A 14,362-nucleotide genomic window follows, 5' to 3' on the forward strand; every position below is an offset into this window, starting at 1 on the left:
GCGGGGCCCGGTGATCTTCCGTGAGTGAACCCTCGCCGTCCAGACAGCCACACGAGAACGACATCTCCGACATCCGGAATCGGACCCGGAAATCACGTTCGGGGACGGCGTCCGAATCCACACCGAAGGACTCCGAGCGTGTCAAACACGTCCAGAAGGAGTGGCAACACCGGAATCTGTACGTTCCCGAGGAACTCGACGAGACGCTCGAGGCCGTCAGGGACGAGATGTCGGCTCGAATCGAGGCGGAGTTCGACGGACAGATGGCCGTCACCCGCCACTTCTATCCGGTACTGGTGCGACTCGGACTCAGTCACATCGACAACCTCTCGGCGACGGAGTTCGCCGATCAGGTCGACCGGATCCCGGGTGTCGACTCCGACGAACTCGAACGGTAAGCGAGCAGAGACCGTCGTCACTCGACTCGAACGCCACTGTCTCGGACCGGACGCCGGGCACTCGTCACTGCGTCGACTGAATCACTGATTCGAGAAGTTCGACTTTGACCGGGGTCTGACAGCGCGGACACGAGAACGAGATCTCCATGTACATCGCGCCGTCGGTGGTCGATCCGATCTCCTCGATCGAGAAAGCGATCGACTCCGAGAGCGTGGAATACGCGAAGCTGTGATCGCAGGGCAGCGTGAGGGGCGTATCCTTCGTATCCGCCGTGTTCTTTGGAGTCGACACGCGTGTCCATAGAACTCTATAACGTACCAAGTTAATAGTTTCTGAGACATAATGGACAGGTGTCAGACATTTATTTCCTACATGGGGCGGCGGTATAATTCGAGGGACGTGAACGTGAGCCACGCTACCCCGAAAAACGCACGTTCGTGGACGGTACGCGGCGATCTGTAGCGACACTCCGTCAGACACCGTCGATCAGTATCCCGCCCGAGCGGAGATGGTTCGACCGCGGCCGGCACTATCGCTGTGCCGTCTCACACTTATACTTTCACTCCGGTTCGCTGGCTTATTTGATCCTGTATCGCCTGTCGGAATACGAGGGCCCATGCCCTCGGTGTCACACGCTTTAGGCGGGCCCGTCGATGGCTGGGCCGTTCGGACCGTACCCCGACGAGTGTCTTCAATCGTCGTCGGCCGCCGGCTCCCCGACGACTTCCTCGACGTGTTCCTTGTATAGTTCGCAGTCGCACTCGTGGTCGAACTCGAAGCGGTCGTTGCAGATGTCGGCTTTCATCGGGGAGACGAACTCCTCGGTGACGCCGCAGTATGGTCGTTCGTGGTCGAAGTCCATGTCACCGTCCGATCGGCGGTACTCCAGATACGGACACGTCATGCGTTGTGCTGGCCCGGACCGGGACAATGTTATTGGGATCGTAGGTCGGGTAACAGGCCGCTACTCGATCCCGAGCATCTCGCGAGCCTCGTCGGGTGTCGCGAGGTCCCGGTCTAGCCGGTCGATGACTTCGACGGAGCGTTCGACGAGCTGGGCGTTGCTCTCGGCGGGCTCACCGCGCTCGAAGTAGAGGTTGTCCTCCATGCCGACGCGGACGTGGCCGCCCAGCAACGCGCCCATCGTCGTCAGCGGGAGCTGGTGGGGACCGGTCGCGAGGACGTTGAAGTGGCTCTCTTCGGGGAGGTTCTCGACCATGTTGAGGAGGTTCTTCGGCCGTGGCATGGTGAACGTGCCTGGCCCGAGGATGACGTTGATGTAGTAGGGTGGGTCGAGGATGTCCTTCTCGATGAGTCGGTAGGTCTCGTTGAGGTGGCCGTTGTTGAACACCTCCAGTTCGGGCTTGACGCCTTTCTCTTGCATCTCGCGGGCGAGCGACTCGATGTTGTTGCGGGTGTGTTCGGTGATGATGTGCTGGCCCCGGTTGAACGGGCCCATGTCGAGGCTGGCCATCTCCGGCGGGGGGTCGGTCCGGATGCCGGCCACGCGGTTCTCGTAGGGGCTCTGGCCGCCGGTGGTGTTCTGGATGACGATGTCGTCACAGTGGTCGCGGATGGCGTCGTTGACGGCTTGTAGTCGCTCGGGGTCGTTCTCGCCGTGTTCGTCGCGACCGTGGACGTGGACGATGGCGGCACCTAGTTTCTCGCACTCGCGGACCTGCCGTGCGATCTCTTCTGGTTGCTCCGGCAGGTTGGGGTTCGCGTCCTTGCCGTGGACGCCGCCGGTCGTCGCCACGGTCAGTATCAGTTTGTCCTGATCGAGATAGTCCTGGTAGCTCATGGTTCCTGACTCCGGGGCGCTCCAGCGGAACGCGACGGCGTCGGCGGAATCCGCCGGAAGACGCCGTGTCGCCCGATTGCCCGGCTGTCGACTCAGTCGCCGTCGTACCTACTTTGTTTTTGTACGCTTACCGACGGCTGGACGGACTGCAGCGGCGAAAATAGAGCCCCGTCGGTCGGCGTCAGCGGGGGCGGGTGAACGATCAGTCAGGTTCGGTCGTCGAGCCTGACGACCGAGTCTTCGTCGGCGACGATGAAGGCGTCGTCCCGGAGGAACTCCTCGTCGTGGGGGAGGATGACGTAGTGGCCCCCGTCGGCGGAGGACTCGGTGATGTCGAGTTCCAGCGGGTCGTAGCCCAGATCGTCGGGGTCGGGATCTGCTGGCATGGATCGCCAGTCGACGGTTTCCGATTCGCTCATCCTAGGCCTCCAGAATCGTGACGCCCGCGTTGCCGTCGACGCTGATCGACTCCAGGCTGCCGGTGAACCGGAAGGCGTCCTTCCCGTTGCCGACGACGCCGACGACGCGCCCGTCGCCGACGTGGTCGGTCATGCGATCCCAGGGCAGGCCCTCGCTGGCGTCCGAGCGACCGGCGTCGCGTTCGGCGCTCCCGCTCACGCTGAACCGGTACTTGGCGATCTCTTCGGCGTCGCCGGTCCCGTCGATCACGACAACTCTGTGCTGCTGTTCGCTGTCACCGTTGCCCTTGTCGGATCCGTTCCCGCTCTCGGCGTCGTCGCTGGAACTATCCTTCTCGGACTTCTCGCCGACGATCTCGGCGAAGGTGGTCTCCTCGCCGTCGAGTTCGACCGAGACGTCGTAGCCGCTGGTGACCTCGTAGCTCTCGATCTCGCCGTCGAAGGTGTACGAGTCCAGCGCGTCGGGGTTCATCTCGATGCTCGTCGCGGTGTAGGTGCCGTCGTCGTTCTCGGTAATCTCGTCGGTGTTGGGTTCGGCTTCGTCGGCGTACTGGATGGGACCTGTCGTCGTGAACCGGGCGTTACAGTAGGTGTCGGGGTTGTCCTCGCTCGCGTGCAGGACGATGTGGTGTTCGAGTTCTTCCTGCTCGTCCTCGTCGCTGCTCTCGCTGTCCTCGGTCCCGCTCTCGTCCTCGGAACTGGAGCCGGCACCCGCGCCGGGGCCGCTGGGCTCTACGTTCTCGCCCATGGGCTTCCAGATCGAGTACTCCGTGTTCGGGCGCTTGGCGTTGCTCCCGGTGACGGTCTCGAAGTGGCTCGGCGCGCCGTGTTCGGCGTCGCCGGTGAGGTGGATGTTCTCGCCGGTCCAGCTACCTTCGGTGTTCCAGCCGGAGACGAAGGTGGTACCGCCGTCGTTGTAGATACGGAGGTTCCGCATGACGCCTTCGCCGCCCTCGCCGTCCTCGTCGAACTTGATCGCCATCGCGCCGGTGTCGGACCAGTTGAAGTCACAGTCCTCGATGACGGCCTTACCGGGGTCGTCGATCTTGATGCCGCGCTGGTTCCAGCCGGTGTTGCCGGCGGGAGCCTTCTCGGTCGCCTCGAAGTAACAGTTCCGGCAGACGCTGCCGTCGGAGGCGAAGCGGAGCGCGGACATCCCGGTGTTCACGAAGTCGCAGTTCTCGACGATGACCGGGCCGTTGCCGCCCTTGTAGGGGTCGGAGACGTAGCAGGCCACGTTCCCGAACATCGAGAAGTAGCAGTTCCGGATCCACAGCGTCCCCGCGTGGTCGTCGCCGGCGAACAGACCCGTGGAGTCGGAGCCGTCGACGGTCCCGTCGGGCTGGTTGAAGTTGATACACTCCATCCGCGCGCCCTCGGCCGCGCCGACGCGCCAGCGGGACTGTTCTGCCCCTTTCTTGCCCTTGATCGTGATGTTCTCGATTCGGACCGTCCCGCTCTCGGCGAAGATATCCGGTCGGACGAGTTCCTCGGGGGCCGGGCGGTTGAAGACGACGCCGTCCGTCGAACCGACCACCGCGGCGTTCTCGTAGTCGCCGGCGATGCCCTCGCCCTCGAACTGGTACTCGCCGGCCGGGATCTTGACCAGCGTCCCCGACTGGAGGTGCTCGTCGAGGTACGGGTCGATCAGGTCGCCGTTGCTGAGTCCTTCCTGGGCCAGATCGACGGTGGTGTCAGTGAAGTCGACATTGCCCCCGTTCCCCTCGCTGCTCTGCTGTGCGCTCGCGGCCCCGAGGAAACTCGATGCCCCGAGGGCCGCGGTCGTCCCGCCAACAGCCTTCAGCAGCGACCGTCTCTCCATAAGCCGTTCTTTCCGACAATCACTGTCGTCCTGGCGACGTGCCATGTCCGGGTAGGCAGGCAGTAAACATATAACGGTTCTGACCGTTCTGGGGCCACAACCTCTCGTCTGTGCCGCATTTCGCTTCTGATGGGTCCACTTCGGTAGCGAGGTACTTGCGGGCTGGTCCCCCGTACGAGTAGGTTCTCGCTACTGCGCGGTCGTGGCGAGGCAGTGCTACTGCCGCCGCGATTCCGGCTTTCGTCTCGACCGATACCGTCCACAGACTGCCGCGTAAGTGTGTCTTACCCGGCCTTGTCGCGGTCGATCCCACAGTCTGGGACTGACAAAACATCCCATAACAATACCGGCGGTGGCACAAGGGAAATCGATGACAGCAGGCCGTTCGTCAGGGATGCAGACGCTGTTGCTCGGTCTGGATGGTGCCTGCCTGCCAGTGCTTGACCCGCTCGCCGACGACGGGGTGGTTCCGACGCTGGCGTCGCTGTGGGGACGGGGGTACGCCGGTGGGCTCACCTCACAGTTACCACCGTGGACACCCAGCGCCTGGCCGTCGCTGTACACCGGCGTCAATCCGGGCAAACACGGCGTCTACGGCTTTCTCACGTTCGACGGGTACGACTGGACGGTCGTCGACCGCTCGGACGTCGACGAGTTCGCCCTCTGGGAACTGCTCGACCAGGAGGGTCGCGACTCCGTCGTCGTGAACGTCCCCGTCACCCACCCGGCGCGCCCCATCGACGGCGCGGTCGTCCCGGGCTACGTCGCGCCGGAGGATCCGACCTGCGTCCCCGAGAACGCACTCGCGCAGGCCGACGCCGAGGATTACGAGATCTATCCGCCCAAGGCGAGCGAGGCGTCCCGGGACGAGCAGGTGGCCGCCTTCGAGCGACTGGCGCGGTCCCGCGGGCGCGTCTTCGAGAACCTGGTCGCGGAACACGACCCCGACTTCGGGTTTCTCCAGTTCCAGACGACCGACACGGTCTTTCACGAGCGTCCCGGTGACTGGCCGGCGGTCGAGCGCGTCTACAGTGCCGTCGACGACGCGGTCCGGCGCGTACTGGAGACCTGCGAACCGCGGAACGTGTTCGTCGTCAGCGACCACGGGATGGGTGAGTACGCGGGCTACGAGTTCCGGGTCAACGACTTCCTGCGTGAGCGGGGGGACGTGACCGCGACGGCCGGCGGCGAGGGGATGCCCTCCTGGGACGCCATCGCGCGCAACCAGCTCCGAAACGGCGAGGCACCCGACGAGCGCGACCGCGGGCCGCTCGAACGGGCGGTGTCGGCGGCCGCACGCGTCGGGCTGACCAGCCAGCGCGTCCAGCGCGTGCTCGAACCGCTCGGACTGGCCGACGCCGTGACCGCCATCGCACCGACCGACGCGATCAGGGCCGGCACCGAACGGGTCGACTTCCCGGCCTCGACGGCGTACATGCGCGACCGGATCGAACTGGGCGTGCGCATCAACCTCGCCGGCCGGGAACCCGAGGGCGTCGTCGACCCCGACGACTACGACCACGTCCGGAGCGAGCTGATCGAGGCCCTGTCGGCCGTCGAAACGCCCCAGGGGCGGCCCGTGTTCCAGGCCGTCCGGCCCCGCGAAGACGTCTACGAGGGGCCACATCTCGAAGACGCGCCGGACATCGTCCTCGTGCCCGCGGGGTTCGAGCACTTCCTCGCGGGGACGCTTCGCGGGGAGCAGTTCGACACGCCACGGGAGCCCTGGAACCACAAGCGGACCGGGCTCCTGATCGCCGCGGGCGAGGACGTGACGCCGGCAGCCATGGAGACGGCCGACCGCCCACACATCTTCGACGTGGCACCGACGGTCCTCTCGACACTCGGTGTCCCGCCCAGCGAGCGCATGGACGGCCGGACGCTCCCGCTGGTCGACCGCCTCGACAGCCAGCCGTACCCCGACTTCAATGCACGAGAGATCAAACAGCGCGACAGCGACACCGTCGAACAGCACCTCGCCAACCTCGGGTACCTCGAGGACGTCTGACCCCGGGATCCGGACCCGGCTCACGCGAACGGTCCCGGCCGCCCGCTGGAATACCCTCTGTGACCGAGCACCGACGGCGACGCCGTTTCACCGCTACGGGTTCCTGCAGGTCCTCGCAGATCGGTCCGGGGCGACGCTCTACCCCTTCGTCGGGCTGCAGGACGGCCGTCCTGTCGGGCTCTTTCCGGTCTTCGAGCGGTCCCGCGGCCCGGTGACGACGCTGTTCTCGCCGGTCCCCGACCACAAGGTCCCGTATCTCGGGCCGGTACTGCTGGATCTCGACGAGACCGGGGCCGACCGCGAGCGACGGCGGCGATCGTTCCTCGACGCCGCGCTCTCCTGCCTCCGGGAGCGGTTCGGGCCCAGCTACGTCCACGTCCGGACGACGCCGCGGTACGACGATCCCCGGCAGTTCGCCTGGCGTGGGTTCGACGTGAGCCCGCAACACACCTACGTCGTCGACATGACGCCCGACCCCGACGACCTGCTCGATTCCTTCAGCAGCGACGCCCGCCGGAACGTCCGCGACCCGCCCGCGGACGTCGAGATCCGCGAGGGCGGACACGACGCCATCGACCGGATCATCGAGCAGGTCATCGCACGCCACGACGAGCAGGGGGAGACCTACCTCGTCACGCCGGCGTACGTCCGGGACCTGTACGACGCGCTCTCGGCCGGCGTCGTCCGCCCGTACGAGGTCCGGTTCGAGGGCGCGTTCGTCGGTGGGATGGTCACGCTGGAGTCGGGGGACACGATCTACCGGTGGCAGGGCGGGGCCAAACCCGACGCCGACGCGCCGGTCAACGACCTGCTCGACTGGCACGTCATGCGCGAGGCGCGGGACCGCGGCCGGGAGTACTACGACCTCGTCGGCGCGAACAACCGCCGGATCGCTCAGTATAAATCCAAGTTCGCACCGGAACTGGCGACGTTCTACAGCATGGAGTCAAGTACCCGTACGATGTCGCTGGTCTCGACGCTGTACAAACGGTTTCGGTGAGTCAGAGCGGAGACGTCACACCTTCACACACCGTGGTCGCGGAACCGTTCGATGTCGACGTCGACCGGGAGCGAGTCGAAGTCGTCGTCACCGCCGACGACGAGTGTGGCGTCCTCGGTGGCAGCCAGCGCTACGGCGTACGCATCGGCCAGCGATATACTCCCATCCGCTTTCACTTCGCCAGCGACCCGCCAGTCCGCTCGCTCTACACTCACGCCCGCACGGCGAAGCGTCCGCAGGTCACGGTCCGCCGTCCGGAGCGACTCGGGCGTCGGTTCGTCGTCGCCAGTCCCCTCGAACCGGGCGACGAGATAGTACACTTCGCTGGCGTTGGTTGCCGAGAGCAGACCGCGAACAGCCCCGGAATCGACCGCCGACAGCAACTCGCCGACACGCTCGTGACCCGGTTCGTCGTAGAGGAACGCGACGATGGCCTCGGTGTCGAAGACGTATGCCTCGCTCATCGGTGGCTCCGGGTCACTCCCCGGACGAGGGCCGGAGGTCCTCGACGCGGTCGGCCTCGCGACGCTTCTCCGCCGCTTTCAGCTCGCGGACTTTCGCCGTGACCGCCCCTGGTTCGCGCTCGCCGGCGTGGATCCCGTGGAGTTCTTCGAGCGTCGGGACGGGCTCGATGACGATGCGGTCGCCCTCCTCGTAGACGAACACCTCACCCGGCGTCTCGATCCCGAACTTCTCCCGGAGCGACTTCGGAATGGTCGCCTGCCCCTTCTGAGACACGCGTACAACCTCCGCTTCTGCTGTATTACTCGACATCTGTTATTATACACTACAAACTTCGTACTACTAAATCCATCGCTGTACAGATAACGGGGCGACATCACTCACGCACGGTCGGATACTGACCCGCTCGCGGACCGCCTCACTGACACCGGGACAGCGACACGCCGGTCCGGAACGACCGTCGCTTCGCGGTCGCGTTCTCGAGGACGAGCGGATCACCCGTCACGTCGACGGTGCTGTCGGTCACGACGTGGCCCCGCGAGTTCGTCAGGTGGATGCCGTTGCGCTGGCGACCGCCCTGGTGGACGCAGAGCCGTTCGAATCGACAGCCGTTCCGCCCGGCGATGGTGATCGCCGACTCGCCGCTGGCCGCGCCGACGACGCGGACGTTCTCGACGTCGAGGGAGCCCGTGCCGATCTCCTGCCGGGCCTTCTCGCCCGGTTGCTTCGCGTTGATCGCCGGCACGTCGTCCACGTCGGTCTGGAATCGGGAGTCACGGACCGTCGCGGACTGTAACCACTCGGCCATGGTGATCGCGCCGTCGCTCCCGGTGACCGACCGGATCTCCACGCTGACGTCGTCGACGAGGACGTTCCCGCCCTCGCGCAGTCGGATCCCGCGCATGTTCTCCAGTCCCTCCCGGGTCGAGTCGCAGGTGACCCGGACGTTCTTCACGACGCTGTCGCCGCTGACGCGAACGCTCGCGATGCCGTTGTCGGCGTAGTGGCCGCCGATCACCCTGACGGGGCCTTTCGCCGGCGATGCATAGAGGCCGTTGTCCGGCCAGCCGCCGACCTCACAGTCGACGAAGGACAGCTCGCCGACGCTCGACTCGCCGACGTAGATCCCGGTGTTCGTGAACTCCGTCGAGCCACCGTGTGGAAGCCGGAGCCCTTCGACACGGCCCGTGCCGTTCTCGCTCGTCACGTCGAAGCGCATGCTGTCCTGATCCACGTCCTGCCGGCCGTGGACGGTCACGTCGCGGACGAGCAACCCGTCGTCCACGGCGCAGTACAGCGGTCGCGCGCCGGTCCGGTCGGCCGTCACGTCGAAGTCGATTCCCTCGAATCGGAGATCGGTCGCCGTTCCGTCGCCGCCGAACACCAGGAGTGCCTCGGCGAACCCCTCGGGCGGGCGAAAGAGCGCGCGGTCGCCGACGAGTCCGAGGTTCGAAACCGATCCGCGCTCGACCGGTTCGGCGAACTGGTACTCACCGCGCGGGAAGTAAAGCAGCGTGTCGTCGTCGATCTCGCTCCGGATCACGGAGTCGACCGGCTTCGAGCCGGAGTTGTCCGCGCCGGCCTCGACGACGTCGACCACCCGGTCGTAGTCGGCGGCGAGACGGTCCGGTGCGTCCCCGGTACCCGGCCCCCGCTCCGGGTCCCGCGTCACGTCGGTCGGGGGCGTCTCGCCGGGGGTCGACTCCTCGGAGCCGAAGAACGAACAGCCCGCGAGCGCACCCGCTGTCCCGGCCGCGAGCGTCTGCAACACCCGACGGCGGGTGATGGACTCAGGACTCGGTGGTTGCCGCGTCACGTCCGAAGAACGCGGTGGCTTCGGTTTGGTTATGATCCACTAACGACGGCTAGGCTCCGCCTTCGGCACGCCTCGGCCGTCGACGCCCGGCGAATCGCGACGGCGGCGCCGGCCCCCGATCAGTCGGCGGAGGCTTCCGGCTGCTGGCCGTCGGTCGTCACGCTGTCGCCCTCGATCCGGTCCTCGGTGTCGACGGCCTCGGGTTCGGCCACGACCGTCCGGTCGGCGAACCGACCGTGTTCGAGGACCGCGCCCAGCAGGAAGGCGAGACAGCCGACGACCGAGAGCGCGAGGGCGTTGCCGACGCTCCGTGCGGTCCCGTCCGAGCTGACGGCTTCGGCGAGTGCGAGAACGACGCCGGCGGCCCCCGTGACTAGCCCACTCGCGTAGGCGAGCCAGGTCGGGTGGAGCGGGCCGCGGAGGTACTGCTCGCGGAGGCGACCGAGGAAGTTCGACAGCAACATCGTGGAGACGCGCGGGACGTACGTCGACAGGGAGATGTGACTCTCCTCGTCGTCGTAGGCGGCTTTCCGGGGGACGTCGGCGACCCGGAGGCCTTCACGGTTGCACTTGACCAGCAGGTCGTTGCAGTAGCCGTAGAACTCGTACATCTCCTCGATCTCGACGGCTTCGAGCGCGTCGAGCGAGATGGCGGTGTAGCCGTTCTGCGGGTCGCTCGCCCCCCAGTAGCCGCTGGCGATCTTCGTCAGCAGGGTCAAGACCCGGTTGCCCAGCAGTCGAAAGCGCGGCATCTCCCGCGCCGTGTCGGGGTCGTGGAGGCGGTTCCCCTTCGCGTAGTCGGCCCGGCCCTCGACGATGGGATCGATCACGGCGGCCAGTCCCTCGGGGCGCATCTGTCCGTCGCCGCCCATGACCGCGGTCACGTCGATCTCGTCCTCGCGGGCGTGGATGTAGCCGGTCTTGATCGCGCCGCCGACGCCCCGGTTCTCGTCGTGACGGATCGTGACGACGCGCTCGTCGAACCCGGCGGTGCCGTCGGTCGACTCGTCGACCGCGGTCGCGGCGGCGGTGATCTCCGTCCACGTGCCGTCGGTGCTCCCGTCGTCGACGACGTATACGCGGTCGACGTACTCCGGGACCGTCCGGATCACGTCACCGACCAGGCCCGCCTCGTTGTACGCGGGGACGACGACCGCGATGGTGTGGTTCCTGTACATCTTAGGTCCGGTCGAACGCCGCGGCTGCCGTCCTGTACACGTGCATCCTGCGCCTCGAAGGCCGTTGCGAGCATTGTTATGGGGAACTTGTTTCAGACGATCCCTTCCGCGGCGTTCGGCGCTCACTACGGCCACCCGATCGTATAAAGAGTGGCTCGGTCGCAGGTGCCGGGCCACGGATCGACGACGAACCCACCGCTTCGCACCCGCTACGGTCGGAATGGCGGTCGCACGTCCACTCTCCCGCAGCCGCGGCCGAAGTACGCACCTCGTTACTAAGCCCGGTCGTTCCCCACCTCCGACGATGAAGGTCCGCGCTTTTGCCCCCCGTCGTGACGTGGTACGCCGTCGATCGGATCGCTGGTACACCGCCGGATACCGGCGGTGTCGGACCACCGCCACGTCGGTCGGGCGATAACATGTGGCCGTGGGAACACGCGGCCGTCGGGTACGTCGGCTACTCGCTGGCGTTGCGGGCGGTGGGACGTCGCCCACCCTCGGACGCGGGCGCGGTCGCGCTGCTCGTCGGGACGCAGGTGCCGGACCTGATCGACAAGCCGCTGGCGTGGTGGCTGGGCGTCCTGCCCGCCGGCCGGTCGCTCGGCCACTCGCTTCCCTTCGCCGTCCCGGTGGTCGTGAGCGTGCTGATCGCGACGCGGGCCCTCGACCGCGATGCACTGGGCGCAGCGTTCGCCGTCGGCTACCTCTCACACCTCCCCGGTGACGTGATCTACCCGGTGTTGCTCGGCGACGGGCCGGCGCTGTCCTTCCTCCTGTACCCGTTCGTCGAGATCCCCCCGGACGCGACGCCAGGCGCGCTCGCGAAGGTGAGTGACCTCCTCGCAGGGTTCGGATCCTTCCTGGCGACGCCGCACGGGACGCTGTATCTGATCGGCGAAGTAGGACTGCTGGTGCTCGCGGTGGCCGTCTGGATCTGGGACGGCTGGCCGGGGCTGGGACTCTTCCGCAAGCAGGTCCGACGGGCGATGGCGGGGTGATCGGATCGTCGAAGCGCCGTCCGAGCTCGGTTTGCGGGCTATAACAATACGCGGATCCGTCGAACACGGCGTCGACCGACTTCCATGACACGACGGAAACCTAGCTTCGCTCTCGTCGCACTCCCACTGGTGGTCGCGCTCGTCCTGTCGGTCCCGGTGGCAGCAGCCCCGACCGACGGGGAACGCGCCCGGTGGGGCTGTCCCGGGTGTTCGTGGCAGACGGACGCGCCGAACGGTTCGGACGGGAACCCGCTCGGGTTCATGACCGCCGACGCGAGTCGGGAGTCGCCGACGACGTTCCGCGTCACCGTCCGTGACGCCGGACTGGCACAGAGCGCGGACGCGGAGCCGCCCACCGGTGTCGGACAGGTCGACAACGGCGGACTCCGCGGACTCTCGATCCAGTCGAACGGGGGTCCCTCGGCCTTCGAGCTCCGGGTCGAAGCCGTCGGCTCGCTCGACAACTTCTCGACTGCGGCCAGAGGGGAGATGGCGCCGCCGGCCGGACTCGACAGGCCGCTCCTCTACGTGAACGCGACCGCGAACGCGCCGGGCGAGTCGTTCACGGTCACCTACGAGTTCGACGCCGAGCGCGACGATCTCCGCGACGACGACGCGAGCGTCGACGACCTGCGCGTGCTCGCCTTTCGCGACGGGCGGTGGCGAACCCTCGGGAACGCCACGCGATCCCCGGACGGGAGCGACGCGGTGGTTCGGGTGACAACCTCCGGGACGGTCCCGCTGGCGTTCGGATATCCGCACCGTGAACTGGTGGTGACGAACCTCAGCCAGCAGGGGAGACTGTTCGCGAACCGGACGGGCTCGATCCGTGCGACAGTTGAGAACCGCGGCCACAGCGCCGGTCGGGAACAGTTCGAGATCGAGACGCGCAACGACACGATCCTCCGGAACCACACGATATTCGCCGCGGCGGGCCAGCGCCGAACCGTCGACGTCCCCGTCCGGTTCCCGAGTCCCGGCGAGTGGCCAGTCGAGATCGACGAGGGGGAAACGACAGTTCGGGTAGAACGGCCACGGCCGGCCTTCGTGGTCTCGAACCTGTCGCTGTCGAGTGATCGGATCGCGCCGGGCGAGTCGGTGACGGTCCGGGCCACCGTCAGAAACGATGGGCAGGCGGACGGGGCAGACGTGGTCCGGTTCCGGACGTTCGACACCGTCGTCGACGCGGAGCGGCTGACGCTCCAGCGGAACGCGACGAGGCAGGTGACGTTCAGCCAGCGCTTCGACGTGGCGGGCACCTACAGGGTCGGCGTCGGCAACCGGAGCCGGACGGTCGTGGTCGGGAGCGGCGGACAGCCGCCGGTCGAGACCACAGGCGAGCGCGAAACTCCGGGTGATCGACCCGACGGCGACGTGCCAGTGACGGTCCGGTGGGCACTCGTCGTGATCGGTGCGGGAGCGGTGCTGGTGTTCGGCCTAGCGGCGCTGGGCCGTGTCGTTCGCCGCTCCTAGGCCGGTCGAGACGTTGAGCCAGAGCTGGAGGTGCCGGTCGGCGGTCGCGGCGGACGGATCCTCGGGCGCGTCACCGCGATAGAGGTAGTAGACCAGCCGCTGGTTGGCCCCTGCCCGCTGTGGGCGGATGCGGTGGGGCTGGTACCACGTCTGTCCGGATTCGACGGTCCGGGAGAATCGGGTGCGCTCGGACTGTGAGAGGACGCGGATCCGGTCGTCGTCGGTGACCTGAACCTGCTGGAGTTCCGCGACGACGGTGTATCTCGCGGCGTCGCGGCGCTGGTTCTCGACGCTGACGGTGAGATTGGCCGACTGGCCACGGGTGACGTTGGTGGGATAGTCGCCGCTGACGTATCCCGAACTCCCGTTGTCAGTGAGGAGGGCGAACTCGGTGTACTCGGCGTCGGGCTGGGGTGTGGCGACGGCGTAGGCCCCCGCAGCGAGGCCGAGCAGGACGCTGAGCGCGAGCACGACGTTCACGGCGGTGGTGAGCGCGGAGCCACCCGTCAGGAACGCGCGGGACTGGGCCAGCCAGCGGCCGACCGGGACGCTGTACCGGTGGTCGGCCGGGAGCCGGAGCCGTCGAATCCACCCGACGACGGTCCCCAGGACGACGAACACCGCGACGCTGGCGACGATCCGCGACGTGGAGAGCGGGCCGGCGACCGCGACGGCCAGGGCCAACAGCGGGAGCACCGTCACGCTCGCGCCGAACGCCAGCAGGAGCCGTTCGGCGAACGTGGTGGGCGCGAACCGCGACCCACCGGCGTGCGCCGAGGCGGGAACGACGGCCGCGAGGAGGACGTATCCGGGGGCGAAAAACAGGAACGCGGCGCCGAGCAGGACACGGACGAGCGGCACGTCGGGCGTGACGCGCAGGTTCGTCGCGACGAACAGGACGACCGACGCGACCAGGAGGAGGTCGAACGGCACCGCACGAACCGCACGCCCGATCCGGCCCCAGGACGGTGATTCGGTACTCATGG

15 protein-coding genes are annotated in these 14,362 nt (G+C 67.2%); 5 read left to right on the forward strand and 10 right to left on the reverse strand.

Annotated elements, in window-relative coordinates; genetic code table 11:
• Positions 1–20: 20 nt before the first annotated feature.
• On the forward strand, positions 21–398 hold the full coding sequence (locus BV210_RS19040) for a hypothetical protein (RefSeq protein ID WP_077208398.1): 378 nt from the start codon (positions 21–23) through the stop codon (positions 396–398).
• Between the two features lie 64 nt (positions 399–462).
• Here the strand turns inward: BV210_RS19040 and BV210_RS19045 are convergent, their stop codons facing one another.
• The 5 genes from BV210_RS19045 to BV210_RS19065 form a co-directional block, all read right to left on the reverse strand.
• Positions 463–690, reverse strand: a complete 228-nt coding sequence (locus BV210_RS19045; RefSeq protein WP_077208399.1) for a hypothetical protein — start codon at positions 688–690, stop codon at positions 463–465.
• A 400-nt stretch (positions 691–1,090) separates the two neighbouring features.
• Positions 1,091–1,303 (reverse strand): hypothetical protein, encoded by a 213-nt coding sequence (locus BV210_RS19050; RefSeq protein WP_077208400.1) that lies wholly within the window; start codon positions 1,301–1,303, stop codon positions 1,091–1,093.
• Positions 1,304–1,363: 60 nt separating this feature from the next.
• The gene (locus BV210_RS19055; RefSeq protein ID WP_077208401.1) at positions 1,364–2,200 is read right to left on the reverse strand and encodes a 3-keto-5-aminohexanoate cleavage protein; all 837 of its coding nucleotides are present in this window, start codon (positions 2,198–2,200) and stop codon (positions 1,364–1,366) included.
• A gap of 206 nt (positions 2,201–2,406) precedes the next feature.
• Positions 2,407–2,619, reverse strand: a complete 213-nt coding sequence (locus BV210_RS19060) for a hypothetical protein (protein WP_077208402.1) — start codon at positions 2,617–2,619, stop codon at positions 2,407–2,409.
• 1 nt (position 2,620) lies between these two features.
• Positions 2,621–4,486 carry a hypothetical protein gene (locus BV210_RS19065; RefSeq protein ID WP_157526189.1) on the reverse strand — a complete coding sequence of 622 codons (1,866 nt, stop codon included), beginning with the start codon at positions 4,484–4,486 and terminating at the stop codon, positions 2,621–2,623.
• Positions 4,487–4,811: 325 nt separating this feature from the next.
• Here BV210_RS19065 and BV210_RS19070 point away from each other — a divergent pair, with 325 nt between their 5' ends.
• The gene (locus BV210_RS19070; RefSeq protein WP_253741763.1) at positions 4,812–6,449 is read left to right on the forward strand and encodes an alkaline phosphatase family protein; all 1,638 of its coding nucleotides are present in this window, start codon (positions 4,812–4,814) and stop codon (positions 6,447–6,449) included.
• Complete coding sequence (locus BV210_RS19075) at positions 6,370–7,449, forward strand: GNAT family N-acetyltransferase (protein ID WP_084802734.1); 1,080 nt, start codon at positions 6,370–6,372, stop codon at positions 7,447–7,449. The genes BV210_RS19070 and BV210_RS19075 overlap by 80 nt, the downstream gene beginning before the upstream one ends.
• A gap of 23 nt (positions 7,450–7,472) precedes the next feature.
• On the opposite strand, the gene BV210_RS19080 is transcribed toward BV210_RS19075, so the two are convergent.
• The 4 genes from BV210_RS19080 to BV210_RS19095 all read right to left on the reverse strand — a co-directional run bounded on the left by BV210_RS19080 (position 7,473) and on the right by BV210_RS19095 (position 10,905).
• Complete coding sequence (locus BV210_RS19080; RefSeq protein ID WP_077208405.1) at positions 7,473–7,913, reverse strand: PIN domain-containing protein; 441 nt, start codon at positions 7,911–7,913, stop codon at positions 7,473–7,475.
• A gap of 13 nt (positions 7,914–7,926) precedes the next feature.
• Positions 7,927–8,223, reverse strand: coding sequence for an AbrB/MazE/SpoVT family DNA-binding domain-containing protein (locus tag BV210_RS19085; RefSeq protein WP_077208406.1), 297 nt, complete (start codon positions 8,221–8,223; stop codon positions 7,927–7,929).
• 106 nt (positions 8,224–8,329) lie between these two features.
• Positions 8,330–9,727 (reverse strand): hypothetical protein, encoded by a 1,398-nt coding sequence (locus BV210_RS19090; RefSeq protein WP_157526191.1) that lies wholly within the window; start codon positions 9,725–9,727, stop codon positions 8,330–8,332.
• Positions 9,728–9,846: 119 nt separating this feature from the next.
• A complete protein-coding gene (locus BV210_RS19095) occupies positions 9,847–10,905 on the reverse strand; it encodes a glycosyltransferase family 2 protein (protein WP_077208407.1) in 1,059 nt (352 codons plus the stop codon).
• A gap of 419 nt (positions 10,906–11,324) precedes the next feature.
• Here BV210_RS19095 and BV210_RS19100 point away from each other — a divergent pair, with 419 nt between their 5' ends.
• Both BV210_RS19100 and BV210_RS19105 read left to right on the forward strand, forming a co-directional pair.
• Positions 11,325–11,903, forward strand: a complete 579-nt coding sequence (locus BV210_RS19100; RefSeq protein ID WP_077208463.1) for a metal-dependent hydrolase — start codon at positions 11,325–11,327, stop codon at positions 11,901–11,903.
• An 84-nt stretch (positions 11,904–11,987) separates the two neighbouring features.
• On the forward strand, positions 11,988–13,376 hold the full coding sequence (locus tag BV210_RS19105) for a hypothetical protein (RefSeq protein ID WP_077208408.1): 1,389 nt from the start codon (positions 11,988–11,990) through the stop codon (positions 13,374–13,376).
• Here BV210_RS19105 and BV210_RS19110 read toward each other — a convergent pair.
• A complete protein-coding gene (locus BV210_RS19110; RefSeq protein WP_157526193.1) occupies positions 13,341–14,360 on the reverse strand; it encodes a DUF1616 domain-containing protein in 1,020 nt (339 codons plus the stop codon). The two genes, BV210_RS19105 and BV210_RS19110, sit on opposite strands and share 36 nt — an antisense overlap.
• Positions 14,361–14,362 lie beyond the last annotated feature (2 nt).

This window comes from Halorientalis sp. IM1011 (assembly GCF_001989615.1).
Taxonomy (GTDB): Archaea; Halobacteriota; Halobacteria; order Halobacteriales; family Haloarculaceae; genus Halorientalis.

Bases quoted from the DNA above. Each gene is read 5' to 3' on its own strand.
- BV210_RS19050 (WP_077208400.1), bottom strand. From the start codon at position 1,303: ATGACGTGTCCGTATCTGGAGTACCGCCGATCGGACGGTGACATGGAC.
- BV210_RS19055 (WP_077208401.1), bottom strand. From the start codon at position 2,200: ATGAGCTACCAGGACTATCTCGATCAGGACAAACTGATACTGACCGTG.
- BV210_RS19060 (WP_077208402.1), bottom strand. From the start codon at position 2,619: ATGAGCGAATCGGAAACCGTCGACTGGCGATCCATGCCAGCAGATCCC.
- BV210_RS19065 (WP_157526189.1), bottom strand. From the start codon at position 4,486: ATGGCACGTCGCCAGGACGACAGTGATTGTCGGAAAGAACGGCTTATG.
- BV210_RS19070 (WP_253741763.1), top strand. From the start codon at position 4,812: ATGACAGCAGGCCGTTCGTCAGGGATGCAGACGCTGTTGCTCGGTCTG.
- BV210_RS19075 (WP_084802734.1), top strand. From the start codon at position 6,370: ATGCACGAGAGATCAAACAGCGCGACAGCGACACCGTCGAACAGCACC.
- BV210_RS19080 (WP_077208405.1), bottom strand. From the start codon at position 7,913: ATGAGCGAGGCATACGTCTTCGACACCGAGGCCATCGTCGCGTTCCTC.
- BV210_RS19085 (WP_077208406.1), bottom strand. From the start codon at position 8,223: ATGTCGAGTAATACAGCAGAAGCGGAGGTTGTACGCGTGTCTCAGAAG.
- BV210_RS19095 (WP_077208407.1), bottom strand. From the start codon at position 10,905: ATGTACAGGAACCACACCATCGCGGTCGTCGTCCCCGCGTACAACGAG.
- BV210_RS19100 (WP_077208463.1), top strand. From the start codon at position 11,325: ATGTGGCCGTGGGAACACGCGGCCGTCGGGTACGTCGGCTACTCGCTG.
- BV210_RS19105 (WP_077208408.1), top strand. From the start codon at position 11,988: ATGACACGACGGAAACCTAGCTTCGCTCTCGTCGCACTCCCACTGGTG.
- BV210_RS19110 (WP_157526193.1), bottom strand. From the start codon at position 14,360: ATGAGTACCGAATCACCGTCCTGGGGCCGGATCGGGCGTGCGGTTCGT.